Annotated in this window: 16 protein-coding genes; 5 read left to right on the plus strand and 11 right to left on the minus strand. The window is 46.1% G+C overall.

Annotated elements, in window-relative coordinates:
• The 6 genes from T408_RS12165 to nadC form a co-directional block, all read right to left on the minus strand.
• Positions 1 to 4,796: collagen-flanked surface repeat-containing protein (locus T408_RS12165; RefSeq protein ID WP_051444866.1), on the minus strand; the 4,796-nt coding region annotated here is incomplete at its 3' end.
• Between the two features lie 281 nt (positions 4,797 to 5,077).
• Entirely contained in the window at positions 5,078 to 5,965 is an 888-nt protein-coding gene (locus tag T408_RS0109080) for a hypothetical protein (RefSeq protein ID WP_028119630.1), read from the minus strand.
• 72 nt (positions 5,966 to 6,037) lie between these two features.
• Positions 6,038 to 6,622 (minus strand): helix-turn-helix domain-containing protein, encoded by a 585-nt coding sequence (locus T408_RS0109085; protein WP_028119631.1) that lies wholly within the window; start codon positions 6,620 to 6,622, stop codon positions 6,038 to 6,040.
• A 181-nt stretch (positions 6,623 to 6,803) separates the two neighbouring features.
• Entirely contained in the window at positions 6,804 to 8,351 is a 1,548-nt protein-coding gene (locus tag T408_RS0109090; protein ID WP_028119632.1) for a helix-turn-helix domain-containing protein, read from the minus strand.
• 242 nt (positions 8,352 to 8,593) lie between these two features.
• Positions 8,594 to 10,138 carry a helix-turn-helix domain-containing protein gene (locus T408_RS0109095; RefSeq protein ID WP_028119633.1) on the minus strand — a complete coding sequence of 515 codons (1,545 nt, stop codon included), beginning with the start codon at positions 10,136 to 10,138 and terminating at the stop codon, positions 8,594 to 8,596.
• A 645-nt stretch (positions 10,139 to 10,783) separates the two neighbouring features.
• A complete protein-coding gene (nadC, locus tag T408_RS0109100; RefSeq protein WP_028119634.1) occupies positions 10,784 to 11,629 on the minus strand; it encodes a carboxylating nicotinate-nucleotide diphosphorylase in 846 nt (281 codons plus the stop codon).
• 105 nt (positions 11,630 to 11,734) lie between these two features.
• Between nadC and T408_RS0109105 the strand changes: the two genes are divergently transcribed.
• Positions 11,735 to 12,226, plus strand: coding sequence for a PTS sugar transporter subunit IIA (locus T408_RS0109105; protein ID WP_028119635.1), 492 nt, complete (start codon positions 11,735 to 11,737; stop codon positions 12,224 to 12,226).
• Positions 12,227 to 12,302: 76 nt separating this feature from the next.
• On the opposite strand, the gene T408_RS11415 is transcribed toward T408_RS0109105, so the two are convergent.
• The 5 genes from T408_RS11415 to T408_RS0109130 all read right to left on the minus strand — a co-directional run bounded on the left by T408_RS11415 (position 12,303) and on the right by T408_RS0109130 (position 17,510).
• Positions 12,303 to 12,551, minus strand: a complete 249-nt coding sequence (locus tag T408_RS11415) for an RpnC/YadD family protein (RefSeq protein ID WP_051444867.1) — start codon at positions 12,549 to 12,551, stop codon at positions 12,303 to 12,305.
• Between the two features lie 82 nt (positions 12,552 to 12,633).
• A complete protein-coding gene (locus T408_RS0109115; RefSeq protein ID WP_028119636.1) occupies positions 12,634 to 13,605 on the minus strand; it encodes an Rpn family recombination-promoting nuclease/putative transposase in 972 nt (323 codons plus the stop codon).
• 150 nt (positions 13,606 to 13,755) lie between these two features.
• The gene (locus T408_RS0109120; RefSeq protein WP_028119637.1) at positions 13,756 to 14,562 is read right to left on the minus strand and encodes an endonuclease/exonuclease/phosphatase family protein; all 807 of its coding nucleotides are present in this window, start codon (positions 14,560 to 14,562) and stop codon (positions 13,756 to 13,758) included.
• A gap of 68 nt (positions 14,563 to 14,630) precedes the next feature.
• A complete protein-coding gene (locus tag T408_RS11420; protein WP_407635823.1) occupies positions 14,631 to 16,325 on the minus strand; it encodes a PTS transporter subunit IIBC in 1,695 nt (564 codons plus the stop codon).
• A gap of 171 nt (positions 16,326 to 16,496) precedes the next feature.
• Positions 16,497 to 17,510, minus strand: a complete 1,014-nt coding sequence (locus tag T408_RS0109130; RefSeq protein WP_028119638.1) for a LacI family DNA-binding transcriptional regulator — start codon at positions 17,508 to 17,510, stop codon at positions 16,497 to 16,499.
• Between the two features lie 115 nt (positions 17,511 to 17,625).
• Here T408_RS0109130 and malQ point away from each other — a divergent pair, with 115 nt between their 5' ends.
• From malQ to T408_RS0109150, 4 genes are all read left to right on the plus strand, one after another.
• Positions 17,626 to 19,143 (plus strand): 4-alpha-glucanotransferase, encoded by a 1,518-nt coding sequence (gene malQ / locus T408_RS0109135; RefSeq protein ID WP_157060793.1) that lies wholly within the window; start codon positions 17,626 to 17,628, stop codon positions 19,141 to 19,143.
• An 18-nt stretch (positions 19,144 to 19,161) separates the two neighbouring features.
• Positions 19,162 to 21,429, plus strand: a complete 2,268-nt coding sequence (glgP, locus tag T408_RS0109140; protein ID WP_028119640.1) for a glycogen/starch/alpha-glucan family phosphorylase — start codon at positions 19,162 to 19,164, stop codon at positions 21,427 to 21,429.
• Positions 21,430 to 21,799: 370 nt separating this feature from the next.
• A complete protein-coding gene (locus T408_RS0109145) occupies positions 21,800 to 22,867 on the plus strand; it encodes an ABC transporter permease (protein ID WP_028119641.1) in 1,068 nt (355 codons plus the stop codon).
• Positions 22,868 to 22,876: 9 nt separating this feature from the next.
• Positions 22,877 to 23,557: an ABC transporter ATP-binding protein gene (locus tag T408_RS0109150; RefSeq protein WP_028119642.1), complete on the plus strand. Its 681-nt coding sequence runs from the start codon at positions 22,877 to 22,879 to the stop codon at positions 23,555 to 23,557.
• The last annotated feature ends 78 nt before the right edge of the window (positions 23,558 to 23,635 follow it).

A 23,635-nucleotide genomic window follows, 5' to 3' on the forward strand; every position in this document is an offset into this window, starting at 1 on the left:
TCACCATTATCAGTCACGGTCGCTTCGGGCGTTAGACCATCTTTGCCATCAGCACCATCTTGACCGTCCTGACCATCACTTATCATCGTTTCTGTGGTCGTGCCATCGGGGTTCGTTACAGTTACGGTATGCGTACCGTCGCCGTTGTCTCTGACTTCAGCCTTCGGTGATTGGCCGTCTTCACCATCTTTGATTACGGTCTTAGTTTCCGTGTAAGTTACTTCACCCGTTTGTGGGTCACGTTGCGGCGTGCGGACCGTTACCGTGTGCGTGCCGTCGCCGTTGTCAGTCACGGTCGCTTCAGGCGTTAGGCCATCTTGACCGTCCTTACCATCTTGACCGTCTTGACCGTCACGTATCGTTGTTTCTGTAGTCGTGCCATCTGGATTCGTTACAGTCACAGTATGGGTGCCATCACCGTTGTCTTTGACTTCGGCTTTCGGTGATTGGCCGTCTTCGCCATCTTTGATCACGGTCCTAGTTTCATTGTAAACCACTTCACCAGTCTGTGGATCACGTTGCGGGGTACGGATCGTTACCGTGTGCGTGCCGTCGCCATTATCAGTCACAGCTGCTTCGGGTGTTAAACCATCTTGGCCGTCGGTTCCGTCTTGGCCATCTTGGCCATCGCGGATAGTGGTTTCGGTGGTCGTACCATCTGGATTCGTCACAGTCACGGTATGGGTGCCATCGCCGTTGTCTTTGACCTCGGCCTTCGGTGACTGGCCGTCTTCACCGTCTTTGATCACCGTCTTAGTCTCCGTATAAGTTACTTCACCCGTTTGCGGATCGCGGTGCGGGGTACGGATCGTTACCGTATGTGTGCCGTCACCATTATCAGTCACAGTTGCTTCGGGCGTTAGGCCATCTTGGCCGTCTTGGCCGTCCTGGCCGTCGGCTCCATCTTTTCCATCACGAATCATTGTTTCTGTAGTCGTGCCATCTGAGTTGGTGACGGTCACAGTGTGCGTACCGTCGCCATTGTCTTTGACCTTGGCCTTCGATGATTGGCCGTCTTCACCGTCTTTGATCACCGTCTTAGTTTCCGTGTAACTCACTTCACCAGTCTGTGGGTCGCGGTGTGGCGTACGGATGGTTAACGTATGCGTACCATCGCCGTTATCAGTCACAATTGCTTCGGGTGTTAAGCCATCCTGACCATCAGCACCATCCCTACCATCACGTATCGTCGTTTCTGTGATCGTGCCATCTGGGTTCGTTACAGTTACGGTATGGGTGCCATCGCCGTTGTCTTTGACCTCGGCTTTTGGTGACTGGCCGTCTTCACCGTCTTTGATCACGGTCTTAGTTTCCGTGTAAGTTACTTCTCCCGTTTGTGGATCACGGTGTGGGGTGCGGATTGTTAATGTATGGGTACCGTCGGGGTTATCGGTGACAATCGCTTCGGGCGTTGAGCCATCCTGACCGTCTTGACCATCCTGGCCGTCGGCTCCATCTTTTCCATCACGTATCGTCGTTTCAAGGGTTGTGCCATCTGGATTGGTGACGGTCACGGTATGGGTACCATCGCCGTTATCTTTGACCTCGGCCTTCGGTGATTGGCCGTCTTCACCGTCTTTGATTACCGTCTTAGTTTCAGTGTAAGTCACTTCTCCCGTTTGTGGGTCTCGGTATGGGGTACGGATCGTTACCGTATGCGTGCCGTCGCCATTATCAGTCACGGTCACTTCGGGCGTTAAACCATCTTTGCCGTCTTGACCATCAGATCCGTCCTGACCGTCACGAATCGTCGTTTCAGTAGACGTGCCATCTGGATTCGTTACAGTCACAGTATGGGTGCCATCGCCATTGTCTTTAACCTCGGCTTTTGGTGACTGGCCGTCTTCGCCATCTTTGATCACAGTCTTAGTCTCCGTGTAACTCACTTCACCAGTCTGTGGGTCGCGGTGCGGGGTACGGATCGTTACCGTATGCGTACCATCACCGTTATCGGTGACAGTCGCTTCAGGCGTTAAACCATCTCTACCATCAGTTCCGTCTTGGCCATCTTTACCATCACGAACGAATTCACGAGATACTACTTCATCCTCAGTGAACTGACCGTCGCCATTTTTATCAAAGTAAGTCTTGATCCATTGGCCTTGGTCGCCTGCATCGTTAGTACCTGACTCAACTACAACACGGGATGATTTACCATCTTCACCTTTTTCACCTTGCCCGCCATCATTACCATCAGTGCCTGCTTTACCATCCGGAATGAAGCGAATCTCTTCCTTATCAAATTGATCAGTGTTCGGATTGTAGACCCGGATAGTCACACGAGTTCCACGAACTTGTTCACCTGTTTCTGGATGGGTGTCGGTCACTCGCTCAGTTTCAACAATTGGTTCTTTAGGTAATAGTGGCTGCGCTGGTTCTGCTGGTTTAGGAGCCGGAATATGAACTTCACGTCCACTATTATAGATAATTGTCACACTACCATCTGGATTGGTCTTTGTTTCGGTAATAGTTTCAATATTATATTCAAAGATTTCATCTCGCGCTTCTTGAACTACTTCACGCGATACTTCCTGCCAGTACTGACCACGCATTTGGACAAAGTTGCTAGGTGTAAAGTTTGGTGTTGTCGCAGGATCAATGTGTTTGTAGAGAACACGCACACGTTCGTCCATGCCTTCTTGAATTTTAGTTATTTCTCCGGGTTGTAATTGATCATTGTAAAGAAACTGTGTCTTGAAGCTTGAATCCTCAACGGTCATTTCATAAAGATCTTGTTTTTCGACACGTTGATAGACATAGGTCACTTCTTTCGTGACTCCTGGTTTAAAGGCACCAAAAGTTGGCGAACCATCTGTTGAATAATTTGGATCGTTAATAGGGTTAACCACTCTAATAAATTCGTACCCCTCACGATCGACTTTCTGAGTTATGTATCTTTCTGTAGAGTTACCAGTTTGTGGTGTTTCTACAACTTCTTCATCAACTGATACTAAAGTCCCCTTATCATCGATAGTTTGATATTGATGAGTTGCGATAAAAGCTCCTGGCTTTTCAACACCAACTGCGCTACCGGAGGACTTACGTAAAACAAAATTACTATTCCAGTCATAAGTTGAATTATTTGCTGAAATTCTCACACGATGTTTCAATGGCGCGATAGTATCAGAGCCAATTTTCCCTTCAAATTTACTATCTAATATTACTACATAAGGCCGATTAATATTACCAAAATATAAGGTGGCGTAGGGAACACCACTTGTAACGCCGTACTGTGGTTTTACATTAACACGTGTCAATGTAGAAGTGTCAACATGATAACTGTCATTTAAACGAGTCCCATAAGGTACTTGATAAACCCGAATATTAGATGCAGTAGCCGAAATATTTCCGCTAGATTTTTGTCCATCAAATTGACTAGGGTACAAACTAACATATGTATTCGTTAATTGATTTGACTTTGGATTGACATAAATAATTTGCTGATAATTATTCGCTCCAGTATTATCAATATTTGTCAACATTGCAGATACGCCAACACCATATGGATTAGATACAGCTGGACTTCGATAGTCGATTGTAAATGGCTCAGTATAGATTTCACCAGCCAAATTAAAACTCGCATCAAATGTTTTACTATTAGGAGTATTTTCTCGATCGGTAAAAACTGCTAAATCGAAAGCGCCAACTATATTTTTCTTATTATTTACATAATCAGTAAAAGTGTAGGTCAATACTTTTGTTTGAGTATCATAGACACCTGTAGCTACTATTTCACCATTGATTCCGGTTAAATTACGGTCACCGGATAGATAATTATTTCTGGAATAATCAACTCCACCATTTAATGATAATTCGTTTGGTACTGTGAAGGTAAAATAATCTCCTGCTTCAACATCTCCTTTAACAACGAATTCACCTGAAAGACGTGCAGAACCAGAACTATTGGGATCCATTCGATTGGCGCTAAGTTTTGCTTTATAAACGTTAATTAAATTATTAACATTCTGATTAGCTGGTAGACTTGCAAATACGTGTGCAAAAGAACGATTTTTATCAGCATAAAGTGCTCCTGCTTTAACAATCTCTTCTCGTAGATGTTCAGGTGAGTGAACATCGGTCAAGGAGATAAAGTTCAAAATCCCTTCAACATCGTGAGCGTCATAGACCTTGACTAATTCTTCACGAATTACGTCCTTAGGTTGGGTTGCTTGTAGCACGCGGTGAGTGAATTGATCAAAAGAATCCTCTTGACCAGTTGCTTCAGCTGGACTTGCTTGATAGCTTGTTACCGTTGGCTGGTTAACTTGAGGTCTCACCTGGTCTCTTTGAGTGGGTGACACTTGAGGAAGTGAGGTTGGACGCTTTTCTTCAACGATCTGGCTGTTAGTAGATTCAACTTCTGAAGGTCTTGAAGACTCATCTGGCTGGTCTAAATTAGACTCCTGGGGTGTTGGATGTGTGTTTTCAGTTTGGTTATCTAAAGTAGTAACACTAGAGTCAAGACTTGATTCGTTAGTTATTGAATGGGGTGCTTCCAATTCATCATTATCTGGTTTTACTTCAGATTCGACTTTTGATTCAGAGGATTGAGAAGGAGCGTTTGCTGGTGCTCCTTCAGTCGGAACAGATGTTTCAAGATTTGGTAAGGCCACTGGATCGCTGGTGGCTGTATCCATTGATTCACTGGCCATCGCAATGGTTGACAGACCACTGAATTGAATCCCCGCTACTACCGCAACAGAAGCGACCCCTATCGTTAATCTTTTGATCGCATATCGATAGACTTTATCTCCCGATTTTTCTATTCGGGCTTGATGATTATTTTTACCTAACATATCGTTCTCCTTCGTACTTGATAAATTAGAATCAACAAAACAGCTATATATACACCGTTTTAGGGTTTCTTGTCTGACATCCTATCATAGTAAGCAAGATAATCTTCTTTCAGAATTTAATATTCAGCTCAAACTTTGAGATATCTTTGATAGGAAGCGATTCCTAATTTTGACCATTTAGAAAATTATAAATCTATAGATTGCAAATATTATTAACCTTCTACAATAAAATGATCAACCTCTTTCACCACCCCTTTTTCCCATAAAAATAAGACTAGTCCTTAGACTAGTCTGATGCCTCGGTTCGATACATTCTGGTCAATTTCTGAAATATCATCATCGTTAATTTTTCGGATGGTCTGATAGAGCCAAGTAATGGTTTCGACATCTGGCATGGCTTGGATGTTATAGACATACCGGTCAGCTGCCGGGGGTACATAGTAACTGGAAAGAATAATTTGGTATTTATTTTCTTCTAATAGATCTGGCCATTTAGCTAGGCCGTCCTGGACGTGAATACGAACATAATTGTGAATGGCTGGTTCTAGGTAAGACTTATATTTTAAGTCGTAGTTATAATTACCGGTATAGAGGAAGAGGTCAATCATCTTGTCATGGTTCAACTCTTCAATCATATTCGGCCAGATCGCAATCAAATAGAAGACCAATAACTCTAAGACACTATCTTGTTTAGGGACCTTGATCCCTAATTGATCCATAAAACTGCGAATGCAATCTTGGATACTGACAATAAATTCCGGATCAATATAAGCGACTTCTTGAACCAGATCACTTTGGTGGGTAACGGGATCATCGACAATAATATTTAATGACTGATGTTCGGCCACTAATAAGTTATAGATGGTTAAGGCAATGAGATCCATATCTTCATCTCTGGCACTCCATAATTGATACTGGTCTCGGACCGCTTGAATCTGCTTCTTAAAGTCTGCGATACTGGCTCGTGCTAGCGAACTAACATCTTGACTGGTAGCCACTGATTCTTGATTAAGCAAAGTGAGTGGGTTAATTAGACCAGAAACGACTTGCGGAACCATCTCCATAATCGGATATTCCCTACCTTGAACAATAAAGTTTGTAAAGGGATCCTGTCCCTGAAGAAGAGTGGATAATTGATCATTGGTGATCGTCCATTCTTCAGAACTCAACTTATATCCCATGGCATATCGTTCGAAATTAACCGCAATTTGTAAGTAGACCAGAGGATTCGAGGCAAATAATTACAGATAGGAAGAGTGCGATGAAATTAACTGAAAAATCTCAACTGCCTCGTCCTGGCTAATCATCCTAAAAGGCCACTCCACATCAGCAAAGTAATGAGTAAACAGGAATGGAGCCGCTACGCGAACGCTAATCTCATCGCCTCTTAGCCCCACTGGCGCCGTGATAGCGACAAGGTTAATATCAATCTGCTTTAAGAATTTATTGATTTGATTGACCGCTCGGTAAATGGAACTACGACTGACATAGAGGCGCTTGCTAATCTCTTCAATGGGTTGGTCACCGTGTTCAAACAAGTCGATCAATAAGCGATAGTTCAAGGATTGACGACTGAAACGTCGAAAGTAGAAACTCTCAGGCAAGAAATCCCTAAATTCGATCGTTATCCCAGTGCCAGATTGTGAGATTTGAATCTCTTCTGGAAATAACCGCTTGATATCGTTCAGATCCGACACAATGGTTCCTTTTGCACAATCTAATCGGTCCGCCAATTCTTGATGAGTTAAATAGATCCCTTTGTTACGACGATACAAGTTAATTAAGTTAAACTGACGTCGATCTTTTGTTCCTAACAGTCTGATCATTTTTCTGATTCCCCTAACTAAACAGGTTTCCTTCTATCCAAGGAATATCATATCAAAAAAGATGATAACCGGATGTTCTTTAATCGCGCGTTTAAGAAATTTCCGGATTTTTTATCCAAGCTAACTATATAGCCTACAAAAAAAGTATCCGATTGGATACTTAGAGTCACTCTATTAGCACTCATTCTAGTGAGAATTGGATCTTGGACGGCATGAACTGTCTGACAATCGAAGTATCGGAATCATTGATCTTGCGGACAGTCTCGTAGATCCACAAGAAGGTATTAACATCCGGCATAGACTGGATATGGAAGACATGGTAGTCAGCTGTCGCCTCAACATAATAACTAGACATAATGATCTGGTATTTATGATCGGCTAGAATTTCCTTCCAATCAATTAAGGAATCAATGACATGGACTGTCACGTAGTTATGAACAATGGGGTCAAGAATAGCCTTATATTCCAAGTCATAATTATAATTACCCGTATAAAGCAGCAAGTCGATCTTCTTGATTTTGTTGAGTTCAAGAATCGTATCCGGCCACAAGACAACAAAGTAAAACAAGAGGGATTCCATAATCTCATCATGATAAGGAAGTTCCACTCCCAAGTCATCCATGAAGGATTGGATGGCTGATTGGATATCAAGAACGAACTGGGGATTGATACAAGCGACTTCCTGAATCAGGTTACTCTGGTGGGCGACCGCATCGGCCATGATAATATTGAGCTGACGGTGGGATAGGGTACATAGGTTATAAATGGCTAGGGCAATCAGTTGAATATCACTTTCTTGGACCGCTTGGAATTGGTAGTCTTGCTTGATGGTGAACATCCGTGCTTCAAACCGATTGATACTTTCTTGAATCTCTGAATTCAAAGACTTGCTGGATAGGAGGTGGTGGCGGTTGAGCAAAGTCTTACTGGAGAGTAGACCTGGAACCACTTGCGGGATCACCTCCATTAGAGGATACTCTTGCTCTTGAGCGACAAAATTAGCAAATAATTCCTGTCCTTCCATCAGGACAGCTAGCTTGCGGTTACTAATCGGCCACTGGCTGACTTCAAGCTTATAGCCCTTGGCATAACGTTCGAAATTCACTCCCAACTGTAAATAGAGCAGTGGGTTGGAAGCAAACATTTGCAGATAGCGAGAATTAGCGGAGACAATCTCAAATAATTCCACCACTTCTTGGCGACTGATGGTCTCAAATGGCCAGTAAGTATCACAATAAAAGTGATTCATTAGGAAAGGACAAGCTAAACGAATGTCACGCTCATCGCCTCGAATACCAACCGGTGAAGTGGTCAATTCTAAGTTCAAGTTCATGACTTGAAGGAATCGATTTATTTGTTTGACCGCTCGGTAGATGGAACTACGACTCACAAATAAGCGCTGACTCATCTCTTCAATGGATAGATCAGACTCTCTAAATAACTCCACCAACAAGCGAAAGTTAACGGACTGCTGGCTGAAACGCTTGAAATAGAAATTGGTCGGTAATTTCTCACCAAACTTAAACGTGACACCCGCCCCTGATTGGCAGATCTCGATCTTATCTGCAAATAATTTTTCAATATCAGCCAAGTCCGTCAGAATTGTTCCCTTGGCACAGTCTAATCGATCAGCTAGTTCTTGGTGAGTCAGGTACAAGTCTGCCTGGTCACGGTATATTTTGATTAAGTCTAACTGGCGTTGGTCCTTTGAGGCTAGTAATCTCTCCATCCTGTGCGCTCCTTTGCTACTTATATAGATTATTATTCTAGCATAGATCAACTTTTTATTTTGACCAGAAATATCAAATCTTGAAATAAAATGAAATTTCATTCAAGTGGCTGGTCCTGCTTTTATAGGATTTATGCGGCGAACAACTAGCCAATCAAAGGCAAAAAACCGCTTACTAAAACAAGTAAGCGGTCGCTCGTTTTGGAAGATAAAGCGTCTGGGTGATCGGTGCTTACCAGCACCTACACCAAGCGAATCCGATTAGCAGCCGGCATCGGGTCAATCATGGACGTGTCGCTGTCATTGATCTTGCGGATGGTCTCATAGAGCCAGGCGTAAGTTGAGACATCAGGCATGGATTGAATATGGTAGATATATCGGCCCGGAGCTGCTGGGATATGATAGCTAGACATAATGATCTGATAGCGGTTCTCATCCAAGACCTTGGACCAATCCAGTAAGCCATCAGCCACATGAATCCGAACATAATTATGGATCACAGAGGTCAAGTAAGACTTATATTCCAGATCATAATTATAATTACCCGTATACAAGAAGAGGTCAATTAGTTTATCATGGTTCAATTCTTGGGTGGTATTGGGCCAGATCACCAGGTAGTAGAACATTAAGAGCTCCAAGAAGCACTCCGGATGCTCCACCTGAACAGATAGATGGGTCATGAAGTTGCGTATCACTTTTTGAACATCCGCTACATATGTCGGGTTGACATAGGCCACCTCCTGGACCAAGTCGCGCTGGTGGGTGACCGGGTCATCAATAATAACATTCACCGGATCCTTACAAGCAGTCAAGAGATTGTAGATCGTCAGGGCAATCAAGTTGATATCCTGATCATCAGCACTCGTTAGGCCGTAGTGGTCCTTGAGCTGTTGCATCTGATTTTTGAAGGAATTAATTGCCTGCTTGGTCTCTTGAGGAATTTCTTGGCTGGTAGCCAATTGTTGATCATTCAAGATCGGATCCAAGTTAACCAGACCCGGTACAATCTGAGGCACCAACTCCAAGAGCGGATATTCCTTGCCCTGAGCTTGGAAGTTGACGAAGAGGTCCTGCCCTTGAAGCAAGTGGGACAAGTGTTCATTGGTGATCGTCCAATCATCCGAAGCTAACTTATAGCCAATCGCATAGCGCTCGAAATTGATCGCAATCTGCAAATAGACCAAAGGATTAGAAGCAAACAACTGCAAGTAAGGCGAATTAGCCGAGATAATCTCATACAAGCGAACCGCCTCATCCCGACTAATCAACTGGAAGGGCCATTCCACATCCGAATAATAATGCGTAAACAAAAATGGCGTCGCCACACGAATACACGTCTCTTCCCCCCGCAAACCAATCGGCGAAGTGATCGCCCACAGATCCAGGCCAATCTCCTGGAGAAAGTCCGTAATCTGCTCAGCCGCCCGGTACAAGGAACTCCTAGACACATACAAACGCTTGCCCACCTCCTCAATCGGCTGGTCGCCGTGGTGGTACAAGTCAATCAACAATCGGAAATTCAAGGACTGCCGACTAAAACGCCGGAAATAAAAACTCTCCGGTAACACCTCCGGAAAAGTCATGGTCACCCCAGTCCCTGTCTGGGAGACCTCAATCTCATCAGGAAACAAACGCTGAATCTCCTTCAAGTCCGAAATAATCGTCCCCTTGGCACAATCTAACCGATCTGCTAAGTCCTGCAAGGTCAAGTACAAGCCCCGCTGATTGCGGTAGATATTAATTAAGTGGAACTGCCGCCGATTTTTCGATGAAAGTAGCCTGATCATAAAATAACCCCTCACTTAACAAAATTTCTAGTATAGAATATTTTACCAAACTTTTCCATTTGTTTTTGACCTAAAATAATTTTTGCATCCAATTCTCAAAATCTTGATAGACGAATAAAATCCTATTAGATACGAAAAATATTTCACAGCTAAATGGGGGTGGCTTTTAGATGCGAAATTTGTTTCATGCCTAAATGGGAGTGACTTTTAGATACCAAATTCTTTTCACACCCAAATGAAGACGACTTTTAGATGCCAAATTATTTTCACACCCAAATGAAAGTGACATTTAGACGCCAAATTATTTTCACACCCAATTGAACCCGACTTTTTAGACGCCAAATTTATTTCGTACCCAATTGGGAGCGGCTTTTAGATACGAAATTATTTTCATATCAAAATGAACGCCCCTATTAGACACCAAATTATTTTCACACCCAAATGAAGACGACTTTTAGATGCCAAATTATTTTCACACCCAAATGAAAGTGACTTTTAGATACCAAATTTATTTCGTACCCAAATGAACCCGGCTTTTAGACGCCAAATTTATTTCATAACCAAATGAACGCCCCTATTAGATACCAAACTCATCTCATACCAAAACCACCCACCGCCGGCAAGGCAATAGGTGGTTTCTGTGTTTTAATCAATCACTCGCAAGTTCTTCATGCTCAGGTCGAGGATGCCTGCTGAATGGGTGATGGCTCCAGAGGAAATGTAGTCTAACCCCAAGTCCTTGTAATCCGCTACGTTATCAGCTCGCATGTTACCTGAGCCTTCGATAATGGCCCGGCCGTCAATGTAGGCGATGGCTTCCTCCATCTGGTCAGGGGTCATATTGTCCAGCATAATAATGTCTGCTTCAGCTTCAACGGCTTGGCGGACCATGTCCATGGACTCCACTTCCACTTCAATCTTATGGATATGCGGGTCTAGCTGGCGAACCGCTTGGACAGCTTGGAGGATCCCGCCAGCCGCTTGGATATGATTGTCCTTCAGCATAATCAAGTCAGATAAGGAGTAGCGGTGGTTGTAACCACCCCCTACTCGGACGGCGTATTTTTCTAAGCGACGCAAGCCGGGTGTGGTCTTGCGGGTATCCATCAGCTTGGTCCGGCTACCGTCCAGGGCATCGACAAAAATGCGGGTTGCAGTCGCAATCCCTGATAGGCGTTGCAGGAAGTTTAGGGCCACCCGCTCCCCGGTTAGAAGCGTGTTCACCGAGGCCTCTACCGTCAAAAACACTTGACCGGGACGGATCTGGTCGCCTTCTTGAACCTGATAATCCAGACGAGCGCCTTCTTCCAAGTAGGTAAAGACCCGTTGGAAGATCGGAAGACCACAAATAACACCTGCTTGTTTGGCTATGAGATCCACCTGCCCCCGCTGTCCTTGGAAAATAGCCTCAGTCGCCAGGTCCCCATAGGGAACATCTTCAGCCAGCGCGCCTTGGATCAATTGATCCAGTTCTTTATTATCAATTAACATTTAATCACATCCTTTTGGACCATTATAGCATAGCTTAGACTTTTAATCCGTTTACAAAACTGCTATGATAAGCTTATCGAAGACAATTATTAAGGAGTGATTTGCATGTTTAACTTCTTCAAGAAGAAAAAAGACGACACCCCCACACAACTCGTAGCCGTCTGCCAGGGCCAGTTGGTGGATCTTGCTAGTGTCAGCGATCCGATTTTTGCCCAGAAGATGATGGGAGACGGGTTTGCCGTTCAACCAGAAAATGGCGCCATCTACTCGCCAGTGACCGGGACCGTTAAGAACATCTTCCCAACCAAGCACGCCATCGGCCTTGAAAGCGATAAGGGCTTAGAAATTCTCATCCACCTCGGCTTCGACACTGTGGAGCTAGAAGGAGCCCCCTTTGACCTCACCGTATCCGAAGGCCAGCAAGTCCAAGCAGGCGACACACTCGGCCAGGCTGACCTGGAAGCCATTACTCAAGCAGGCAAGGACACCACCTTCGTGGTCATCTTCACCAATATGGACCAAGTCGAATCCCTAGACCTAGAGTCGCCACAAGCGGTCACTCCAGGCCAAGCGGTCGGAACCGTTCAAGCCAAATAAAAAAGCAACAGGTATCAATTAAAAATCGCAAGCACCCACCGATGGAGCGCTTGCGATTTTGTTTATCTAAGAAGACCTAATCCTCTAATATATCCCTTAAATCCGCTTCAGAAAGCTTGGTAAACTGAGACAAGGCAGACAAGTCCATCCCATTATCATAAAGCTCACGAATCAAGGATTGGCGTCCTCTCTCTTGACCCAATCGCTCACCCTTCTCTAGACCCAACTTCTCTCCTTCTGCTAGGCCCTCCTGACGTCCATACTCCGTCCAGGCCCATTCCGTCCAGTTGAGGTCATCTTCAATTTTTTCTAATTCGCTTAACATCTCGTATTCTTCCCCCTTCTCAGCATTGATCTGGCTAACAATGTGGCTGGCCGCACCCCATCATTACCCAGCTAAGACTGGGCTAACTATTCAACAAATCCCGTAAGTCCGCTTCAGAAAGCTTAGTAAACTGAGACAAGGCAGACAAGTCCATCCCATTATCATAAAGCTCACGAATCAAGGATTGGCGACCCTCCACTCGACCTCTCTCTTGACCCAACTTCTCTCCCTCCAGACGGCCTTCTATCAAACCTTCATGCCGTCCCTCCTGACGTCCATACTCCGTCCAGGCCCATTCGGTCCAGTTGAGGTCATCTTCAATTTTTTCTAATTCGCTTAACATCTCGTATTCTTCCCCTTTCTCAACATTGATCTGGCTAACAATACGACTGGCCGCCTGGAGTTCAGCCGGCGCATCTGCTGGCACTTGATTGGTCAAGAAGAAGCTCTGCCAGGCCTTCAAGTCCTCTTGCCCTTGGGCAAATTGGTCACTCACCAAACTAAAAAAATACAAGTAGATCGCCTGCAAGTCCCGTTTCTGCCCCCGCGAACTCGTTTGTTGCCACAAGTGATTAATTGGCTCATGGTAGTTGGAAGCATAGAACTCAACCGGCTCCAAGGCTTGACTGCCCCGACCAAACAAGTTGAACTGGGTAACATTAATCTGGTAGACCGCCTTCAAATTCGCATACTTATTACCCTCAGCCTGGTGGATCCGACCGTAATTCTCGCTGTAGGCTTGACAGGCATACAATAAGGCCCGTTCGAAGTAATAGGGCGTCGCCTGCCTTTGCATCTCCACCAAGACCACTTCTCCTTCTTGGGTCCAAGCCTTAATATCCACAATGGTCACCAACAAGGCCTTTAGGCGTCCCTTTTCCTTGAGCGCCTCAAATTGCGCCTGGTAAGCCTTAACCGTGTAGGGATTCCCTACCTGAATCCTGGCGAAAGTTCGCCCTAAGACGGTCTCGATAAACTTCTTTAAGATTCTTTCATTGCCATTTTCTGTGAAAACCTTTTTAAAAATCAAATCATCCGTTGCTGTAAATCGCACGCTCTTCTCCTCTCATTATATCACGTCCAATCACCCTCTACTTAATAAATACACATAATATCGCGATTTACATTATTTTAAGCGAAAAAATAGCCAGCCTATCTTGCGGACTGGCTGGCTAACTAAGTTAAACATGAATCAAGGCCTAGCTTACAATGAATCGAGGGTTACCTGAATTCCGTAATGGTCGCTGACGATTGGACCGTGGATACCATCGAGCACTGACTGGTAGTCATAAATATGAAAGTCTGGCGTGGTTAAAACCAGGTCAATGCGTTGGGCAATCTCGGTGTCGGACCAGCCATCAATCCCTGAAGGCACGGTTGAAGACCCGGTCCGGTTATCTGCTTGAATATAGGCATCCTGTAACCGTTCCGTGGCCAAGTCATAGGATTGGTCGCGCAAGTGAGCCGGGGCATTGAAGTCCCCCAGCAAGAGTGTCGGCGACTGGAAGTCTTCCAAGTGATTAGCTAAGCTATGCCACTCAGCCTGGAAGCCGCCTTCCTCCTGCCACCAAGACAAGTGACAAGAGGCCACTTGAATACCGTCTCTTGACCCCACCAGGGCTGCCCGGGTCCGGTAGTCGCTAGGATCGTCTCGTTCACTGAGCAGGACCCGGTCCGCTTGAAAAGGTTGCTTACTTAGTAAGGCCACCCCTTCTTGATAGCGGTCATAGCCGATATGGTTGTAAGCCCAGGCCCAATAATAAGACTGGCCTTGAGCGTTTAAGGCTTGAACCAGGCACCAAGCATAATTATCGGCTAGAATCTGTTGCTGGTCAGCTGTCGGGATAAATCCTTTCAAGGACTGGGCTTCTGGTGCCCCGATGGTCTGGTTGACTTCTTGCAAGGCAATCCAATCATAATCTTCAGCCATAAGGTGGTCGATCAGTTGATTTAATTTGGCTTGGGCATCCTCTTCGATCCAAGCATGAACATTCAAGCTTAGTAACTTCATCCTTATCCTCCTAAAAGGCGGGGTCACCCGCCCCGCCTTAATTTTACTGTCTTATTTATTGTATAAGTCTAATCTTCTTTGTCAATAGCTTCTAGGACCACTCCGCGGTCAAGGGCATCTTGGACGTCATTTTTGAGGCCGTCAGCCTTAGGTCCGTAGACTGCCTGAATCCCTTGTTCGCGGATAATTAAGCCCATGGCGCCTGCTTGTTTCCATTGGTCTGGACTACCGACGAGGTCCGTATCCTTGACCGTTACCCGCAAGCGAGTCATACAAGCATCCACATTATCAATGTTGGCTGATCCACCTAATAGACGGATAATCTGATCCACTTGGGCGTCGCCACTGGCTGCCGGTCCAGCTGCTACTGGCTGCTTGTCAGCTGATTCAGTGGTCGCTTCATCGCTTTCGTAATTACCCATACGACCCGGTGTTGCATAGCCGAAGCGTTGGATCATGAAGCTTGCGATAAAATAAGTCACTACCGCAAAAACTAGACAGCAGATAACGAAGTTGATCAAGTCACCAGTTAAGCCTACCTTAACGATCAAGGGCGTCCGAGTCAAGAGCTCAATCACCCCAAAAGAGTGAACGCGCAAGTTGATCATATCCGCCATCGCAAAGGCGATCCCCTGAATCACTGCGTAGACCACATACAATGGAATAGCCGCAAACATAAACATGAATTCTAAAGGTTCAGTAACCCCGGTCAAGAAGACCGCAATAGCCGCAGAGGTAAACATTGATTTATAGCGGTGCAACTTGTCTTTATCCACATTCCGGTACATGGCCAAGGTCATCCCCATCAAGATACCCATAGAACCAATCATTTGTCCGACCTTGAAACGGGCTGGCACAAAGTTTTCAACCAAGTAGTTGACCTTATCGACATCCCCTGCCGCTCTTAAGTTCATCAAGTCGGACGCCCAAGCCAACCAGAGTGGGTCCTGACCTAAGACCTGTTGACCGGCTTGAACCCCGGTTAAGACCTCGTAGGTTCCGCCTAACTGGGTATAGTTGATCGGGATGGTTAACATATGGTGAAGACCAAATGGTAGCAAGAGACGCTCCAAGGTACCAAACAAGAAAGGCGCCAAGATCGGTGCGGTGTCTTGTGAACTAGCAATCCACTGACCAAAGGAATTAATCCCCGTTTGAACAACCGGCCAGACAAGAGCCAACACCAAGGAAACCAGAATACTCCACCCAATCACCACAAAAGGCACAAACCGTTTACCATTAAAGAAAGACAAGGCATCTGGTAGTTTGCGGTAGTTGTAATATTTATTGTAGGCATTAGCTCCTAGGAAACCAGCGATGATCCCAACAAAAACCCCTAAGTTCAAGGCCGGAGCACCCAAAACATCCACAAAATAACCATTCACCGGAATGGCTTGACCAAACAAGGTCCGTGTCACCGCTTCAGCGTCTGCTAGCATCTCACCAGAGACTTGGAAGATGGCCCCGGTAATCCGGTTGATCAAGATGAAGGCTGTTACCGCAGCAAAAGCCCCACCGGCTCGCTCCTTGGCCCAGGAGCCACCAATCGCCACCGCAAATAATAAGTGCAAGTTACCAATAATCGCCCAACCAATGTTTTCAATGACGCCACTCATGGCCAAGAGCCATGCCCAATCAGGGTTAATCAGTGGCAGTGACTTACCGATACTAATCATCAGACCTGCTGCTGGCATGACCGCAATCACAACCATCAAGGCCTTACCAAATTGTTGCAAGAAATCAAAGGAGAAGATCCGCTTTATCTTATTCATGCTCATTCCTCTTTTACTCTAATTTATTTTAAAGCTAGTGCAAACGTTTGCTTTACGAAATGAGTATAGCACCTCAATTTCAAAAAGTAAAGCGTTTTCTAAAAATACTTTCTAAAAAAAAGACAAGACCTAGAGGGTCTTGTGGCTATAATACCGATTCACTTAATGCCGGTCTGGCCGTACCAGGTCGCTGGCGACAAGCTCGTAGACATAGCGTTGGCTGCTGGATTCTTCCTTGGCCTGTAAGCTCTCCAATAAGATCTCCATGGCCTGGTCTCCTAGTTGTTGGGAATGTAAGTCAAAATAGGGATAATGCAAGTAGGTCATGGCCTGGTGGTCGGAGTAGGCCTTGAAGGTTATCAATTGGTAACGGTCCACTAGGCCTTGTTCTAGGACCGCATGGTAGGCTCCTTCGGCTACTAACTGGTCACTAATAACCAAAGCGTCGTACAAGTCCGCTTGAATCAAGTCCTGCATCAAGTCATAACCGGCATTGGCTAAGAAAGGTAAGTCATTATAGATAGCATCTGGCTCAAGGCTTTGGCCATGCTTTTTGAGGGCCTGGTCCACACCTTGGATCCGCTTTTGGATCACTTGGAGCTTCTGGTCCCCGCCGATAAAGGCAATCCGCCGGGCCCCCTCTTGCCACAAGTATTCGGTCGCCTCTTTGGCAATCTGCAAGTTGTCGTTATCTACACAGTTCATGGCCAGTCCAGCCACATTCCCGATCACGACAAAGGGGAAGCTAGTCTCCATGGCTAACTCTAAGATCGGGTCCCCCTCAGCAGCATAGAGGAAGATCAGCCCTTCCACCTGCTTGCCGTAGATCATCCCCTTAACGTTCTCTAGTCGCGCCTGAGTGTCCTCTCCAGTAGTTAAGAGCAAGGAATATTGCTGGCGACTGGCCGCCTCATTAATCCCCCGCAGAGCCGTTGGAAAGAAGGGACTCTGGTAGAAGGCGTCGCTAGCTGGCGGCAAGACAATCCCAACCGTCCGGGACCGCTGGTTGACCAGTTGCCGGGCGTTGAAGTTGGGATAATATTGGAGTTCCGCCATCACTTGGCGGACATGGTCTTTGGTTTTCTGTCTGATGGATGGGTGGTCTGCGATCACGCGCGAGACCGTGGAAGGGGCCACCCCTGCTTTTTTGGCTACGTCCTTAATGGTTACCGCCATATCTATCACCTCACCCATGATTATAACTTAATTTGTCCGAAAAATATACGAAAACGTTTGCGTTAATTTTGATCTTGGTCTATAATGAGTCCGAAAATACAAAGGAGGTTTCATTATGCAGCGTACAAGTGGTGTGCTCATGCACATTAGCTCTCTAGCGAATCGCTACGGCATCGGTAGTTTCGGTCAGGAAGCCTATCAGTTTGTCGACTTTTTACGTAACAGCAAGCAGACTTATTGGCAGATCTTGCCCTTGACGACCACGTCCTATGGCGACTCCCCCTATCAATCTTTTTCAGCTTTTGCTGGTAATACCCATCTGATTGACCTGGAAGCGCTGGTTCAAGCAGGCTGGCTTCAAGCAACCGACCTAGAAGCTATCCCCTTCCAAGAGCGAGCAGACCAAGTAGACTATCACCGGATCTTCCAAGTCCGCCGCCCCCTTCTTGAAAAGGCGGTCCAGAGCTTCCAAGCCCAAGCTAGTAGCAAGGACCAAGAAGCGCTAGCCGACTTTATCCAAGAACAAGCAAGCTGGCTAGACCCCTTCTGCCACTACATGGCGGTCAAGGAGGCCTTCGACTTGAAGTCATGGACCCAGTGGCCCCAAGCCTACCAAGATCCGACAACTAAAGAAGTCCAAGAGCTCTTGAAGCAAGAAGCAGAGGTCATCTACTACCATCAGGTCACGCAATTTTGGTTTTTCCAACAGTGGCAGGCCTTGAAGGCCTATGCCAACCGATCCGGCATTCAGATCATCGGCGACATGCCCATCTATGTAGCTTACGACAGCGTAGAGATGTGGTTAGACCGGGACTTATTTAAGACCGACGCCAAGGGGCGGGCAGTTGCTCTAGCTGGGACGCCTCCGGATAACTTTACAGCCGACGGCCAATTCTGGGGGAACCCGATCTACGACTGGGACTATATGAAGCAGACAGGCTACGCTTGGTGGATCGACCGGATCCAGGCCAGCTTAGAACTCTACGATGTCTTGCGGATTGACCACTTCCGTGGCTTTGAGTCCTACTGGGAGGTACCAGCGGACGCCCAGACAGCCGCTGAAGGCCATTGGGTCAAGGGCCCTGGTTTAGACTTGTTCCAAGCCCTACAAAAAGCCCTTGGCGACCTGCCGATTATTGCCGAAGACTTAGGCTTTATGACCGATGAAGTGATTGCTATGCGGGATGCGACCGGTTATCCTGGCATGAAGATCTTGCAATTTGGCTTTGAAGGGGATTCGGATTCCACCGACCTCCCCCACCACTACCCGGTCAACAGCATTGCCTATGTCGGGAACCACGACAATGAGACGGCTCGCGGTTGGTGGGAAGATACGGCCAACCAAGACCAACGAGACCAAGTCGACCGCTACCTCAACCGACGGCCTGGCCAAGCACCCAGCCAAGTTTTAAACCAAGGCCTGGCTGCCAGTGTCAGTCAGGTGGTCATCTATACCATGCAAGACTTATTGGACCTTGGCAATGAAGCCCGGATGAACCAGCCCTCAACCATTGGTTGTAACTGGCAGTGGCGGATGAGCCGGCCTCAAGTTCCCCAAGCCGTTCAAGAAGAATTAACACAAATCACCGAGACTTATTTCCGTGTGAATCCCCAATTAGTTGAAGAATCATAGAAATAGAAGGAGATTATTATGCATCGAATTGAAGAATTAGCCCTCGCTACTTTTGACCGTCCCTTGAAGGACTTATCGGATCAAGAAGTCTACAAGGTTCTCTTAGACTTTGTCCAAGACCAGACCCAAGCCCAACCCCTCAACCAGTCCAAGCGCAAGCTCTACTATATCTCAGCCGAATTCCTAATCGGTAAATTGTTAACCAGTAACTTACTGAACTTGGGTTGCTACGATGAGGTCCAAGCCGTCCTGGAAGCTAACGGCCAGTCCCTTCACGACGTTGAAAAAGCTGAGAAAGAACCCTCACTAGGTAACGGCGGACTGGGACGCTTGGCGGCCTGCTTCCTCGACTCTATTGCTAGTCTGGAAATCAATGGTGACGGGGTCGGTTTGAACTACCACTTCGGACTTTTCCGTCAGGTCTTCAAGGACAACCAACAAGCCAGCCGACCTGATGCTTGGTTGGACCAGCCGACTTGGTTGAAGCCGAGCACTATCTCTTATCCGGTTCCCTTCAAGGATTTTACCTTGAAGTCGACGCTTTATGAGATTGATGTCCCGGGCTACCAACAGGCAAGTAAGAACCGCCTGCGTCTTTTTGACTTGGATAGTGTGGATGAGGCGATCATTGAAGGCGAGTCGATCCACTTTGACAAGGAGGCCATCAAGAAGAACTTGACCCTCTTCTTATATCCAGATGACTCTGACCAAGCTGGTGAATTGTTGCGGATCTACCAACAATACTTCATGGTCTCCAACGCCGCTCAACTCATTATCGATGAATCCCTAGCCAAGGGTAGCAACTTGAAGGACTTGGATGAGTATGCCGTAGTTCAAATCAACGACACCCACCCAGCCTTCATTATTCCTGAATTTATCCGCCTCTTAACCCAAAACCATGACTTAAGCTTTGAAGAAGCCTTGGAGGCAGTCACCAAGACCGTGGCCTTCACCAACCATACCATCCTAGCCGAAGCCTTGGAAAAATGGCCAATGGCTTATATTGAAGCGGTGATCCCTGAGATTGCTGCGATTATCCGTCAATTAGACCAAGTCATTCAAGCCAAGTTCCCAGACCAAGCAGCCGTTCAAGTGATCGACGCGGATGACCGGGCGCATATGGCTCATATTGCTATTCACTTCTCCAAGAGTGTCAACGGGGTTGCAGCCCTTCATACCGACATTCTCAAGGATAGTGAGTTGCATGATTTTTATCTAATCTACCCAGATAAATTCAACAACAAGACCAACGGAATCACCTTCCGTCGCTGGTTGATGGCAGCTAATCCTGGCTTGTGCGACTTATTTGACGACAAGTTAAGCAATAATTGGCGGCTTGACCATGACTTTACTGGACTCTTGGACTACCAGGATGACCTGGACACCTTGGAACAAATCAAGCAAATCAAAGAGAGCAACAAGGAAGCCCTTAAAGAGTTCTTGTATGATAACCAAGGCGTCACCCTGCATGAGAATGCTATTATCGATGTTCAAATCAAGCGATTCCATGAATACAAGCGCCAACAAATGCTGGCCTTGTATATTATCCATAAATACTTGGACATCAAGGCCGGTAACCTACCAACCAGCCCGATTACGATTATCTTTGGTGGTAAGGCAGCCCCTGCTTATATTATCGCCCAAGATATTATCCATCTGATCTTGAACTTATCTGAACTGATTGCCAAGGACCCAGACGTCAGTCCTTACCTGCAAGTCATTATGGTCGAGAACTATAACGTCACCGCCTGTGAAAAACTGGTAACCGCTGCGGATATCTCTGAACAAATCTCCCTAGCTTCCAAGGAAGCCAGCGGAACAGGTAACATGAAGTTCATGCTTAATGGAGCCTTGACCGTCTGTACTTTGGACGGCGCCAATGTGGAGATTGCCAACCTCGTCGGTGAGGACAATATCTTTATCTTTGGTAAGTCCAGCCAGGAAATCGTCGACCTCTACGCCAGTGGCGACTATGATGCTCAGGCTTACTACCAACGCCCAGCCATCCAACCTTTAGTCGACTTTATTGTTGGCCCAGAAATGATGGCTATCGGCCAAGCCGACCGCTTGGAACGCTTGCACCAAGATATCACCACCAAGGACTGGTTCATGGCTCTCATTGACCTGGAAGACTTTATCCAATGCAAGGAAGAAGCCTACCTAGCCTACCAAGACAGTCGCTCTTGGTACCAAAAGACCCTCGTCAACATCGCTAAGGCCGGCTACTTCTCCAGTGACCGGACCATCCAGCAATACGAAGAGGACATCTGGCATACTAGAGACTAAGTCATTGTCTTCTATACATAAGCGTTTCGATTGATCAATGTATTTGTTGATCGCTGATCCCTATTTCACACTAGGTAAATAGCGAAGGTCTTGGTTCAGTGGACGGATGACTCTTCCTTGAACGAGCAAAATAATTCAGATTGTTTTATCGAAACTACAAGAACAACATGAAGTAAAGCCGAGCGAAAAAATCGGGCACTCAATCAGACTAGCAGACATCGCTACTTGTATAGCAAGCTAGTTTGTAAAAAAGTGCCTGATTTTTCGATTGTTTATTGATAACTAGAACCACTCGCTGATGAGCATTCGACAAGACAATCAAGCGCTGTAAGGGTACAATTGGCTCATTCCAAAAGATAGGAGCAAAATTATGTTTTTAGCCTTCAATGAAATTAGGCATGACAAGTTGAGATATATCTTGGTTACCAGTTTGATCTTTTTGATTGCCTATTTGGTGTTTTTCTTAACAGGTCTAGCCTATGGTCTTGCCCAGGAGAATCGCATGGCCGTCGATAAATGGCAAGCGGATTATGTCCTCATGGATGAAGCTAGTGACCAGCGTTTGACCTTGTCGCGCTTTGACGCTTCGCTAGCAGAAGAAGTCCAAGCGGACAATCAAGCCTTGCTCGCTCAAAGTCAAGCGATAGCTAGCCCGACTGACGACCCTCAAGCCAAGGAAAGTGTGACGATTTTTGGTGTTGAGGAAGGCAGCTTTCTAACGCCTAACTTGATTGAAGGCCATGCCCCTCAGCAAGTCAACGATGTTGTGGTTGACCGCTCAATGAAGGATGAATTAGGCTATCAAGTAGGCGATCAGATTCAATTATCAAACACTGACCAGGCAGTCACTATCTCCGGCTTTACCGACCAAGCCAAATACAGCGTCGGGCCTGTTATCTATATGAGATTAACAGATTATCAATCGTTGATCGCAGGTCCTTCTGGAAGCCCATCAGCGAACTTAGTAAATGCGATTGTTGTTCAAGGCCAGGTCCAGCAAGTACCTGAAAGCTTAAGTACTGTTCCGATTCAAGACTTTATCCAATCCTTACCGGGTTACGCCGCTCAAAATATGACCTTTGCCTTTATGATTGGCTTCTTGGTATTAATTGCGGCAGTTGTAGTGGGTATTTTTATCTATGTCCTCACTATGCAGAAGCAGGCAGTCTTTGGTGTAATGAAGGCTCAAGGAATCTCTTCAGGCTTTATTTCCAAGTCGGTGATTGCCCAAACCTTTATTCTGGCCCTTACCGGAGTGGTCTTAGCTTTACTAGCGACCCTGGGCTCTTCTTACTTGCTTCCCGTTGCGGTTCCTTATCAGAATAATGTGGCTTTCTTACTAGGAACCTCGCTTGCCCTAATTTTCATCGCCATTGTAGCCGGACTCTTCTCGGTTCGATCCATTGTCAAGATCGATCCCTTGTCCGCCATTAGTTAGGAGGCGTCTATGTCAGCAATCCAATTAAAAGCCATCAGCAAAAAATTTAAAGATGGTTCCAAAGAAATTCAAGCCCTTCATCCGGTTGACTTAGAAGTGTCAGCTGGGGAATTTGTCGCTATTATCGGCCCTTCCGGATCAGGTAAGTCGACCTTGCTAACGATTATGGGCGGTCTGCAAACGCCAAGTTCTGGGCAAGTCTTCATTGATGGTCAAGACTTTTATTCTCTGCCGGATAAGAAGCGTTCGCAAGCCCGTTTTCAACAAATTGGCTTTATCTTGCAAGCGTCTAACCTAATCCCCTTTCTTAAGGTGGGCCAACAATTAGAATTAGTGGACCGGGTGGATCCGCGAAGCGCTAAAGCGGATGGTCCGGCCCTATTGGAGGAACTAGGTGTTAGTGACTTAGTGGATAAGTATCCTGAAGACCTATCTGGTGGTGAAAGACAACGGGTCGCAATTGCACGTGCCCTCTACAATAACCCCGCGATTATCTTGGCTGATGAACCAACCGCTAGTTTGGATACGCAAAAGGCTTACGAAGTGGTGGATATTCTCAGCCAACAAGCTAAAAACCACCAAAAAGCCATTATCATGGTCACCCATGACTTACGTTTGATCGAATCTTGTGACCGGGTCTACCAAATGGTGGACGGTCACTTATCACCATACCAGATGAATAAGGACTAGGGTGATGAAGCCGAATAAAAACTGGCTTGTTATATTTTTATTACAAGTGAGTCAGCAGATTTCAATTGGAACTGCAAT

Source organism: Hutsoniella sourekii ATCC 700629 (assembly GCF_000518205.1).
Taxonomy (GTDB): domain Bacteria; phylum Bacillota; class Bacilli; order Lactobacillales; family Aerococcaceae; genus Hutsoniella; species Hutsoniella sourekii.

Excerpts from the sequence above, each read along its gene's own strand:
- glgP (WP_028119640.1), top strand. The coding sequence starts at position 19,162 with ATGCATCGAATTGAAGAATTAGCCCTCGCTACTTTTGACCGTCCCTTG.
- malQ (WP_157060793.1), top strand. The coding sequence starts at position 17,626 with ATGCAGCGTACAAGTGGTGTGCTCATGCACATTAGCTCTCTAGCGAAT.
- T408_RS0109145 (WP_028119641.1), top strand. The coding sequence starts at position 21,800 with ATGTTTTTAGCCTTCAATGAAATTAGGCATGACAAGTTGAGATATATC.
- T408_RS0109095 (WP_028119633.1), bottom strand. The coding sequence starts at position 10,138 with ATGATCAGGCTACTTTCATCGAAAAATCGGCGGCAGTTCCACTTAATT.
- T408_RS0109090 (WP_028119632.1), bottom strand. The coding sequence starts at position 8,351 with ATGGAGAGATTACTAGCCTCAAAGGACCAACGCCAGTTAGACTTAATC.
- T408_RS0109120 (WP_028119637.1), bottom strand. The coding sequence starts at position 14,562 with ATGAAGTTACTAAGCTTGAATGTTCATGCTTGGATCGAAGAGGATGCC.
- nadC (WP_028119634.1), bottom strand. The coding sequence starts at position 11,629 with ATGTTAATTGATAATAAAGAACTGGATCAATTGATCCAAGGCGCGCTG.
- T408_RS0109150 (WP_028119642.1), top strand. The coding sequence starts at position 22,877 with ATGTCAGCAATCCAATTAAAAGCCATCAGCAAAAAATTTAAAGATGGT.
- T408_RS0109105 (WP_028119635.1), top strand. The coding sequence starts at position 11,735 with ATGTTTAACTTCTTCAAGAAGAAAAAAGACGACACCCCCACACAACTC.
- T408_RS11415 (WP_051444867.1), bottom strand. The coding sequence starts at position 12,551 with ATGTTAAGCGAATTAGAAAAAATTGAAGATGACCTCAACTGGACGGAA.
- T408_RS0109130 (WP_028119638.1), bottom strand. The coding sequence starts at position 17,510 with ATGGCGGTAACCATTAAGGACGTAGCCAAAAAAGCAGGGGTGGCCCCT.
- T408_RS0109085 (WP_028119631.1), bottom strand. The coding sequence starts at position 6,622 with ATGATCAGACTGTTAGGAACAAAAGATCGACGTCAGTTTAACTTAATT.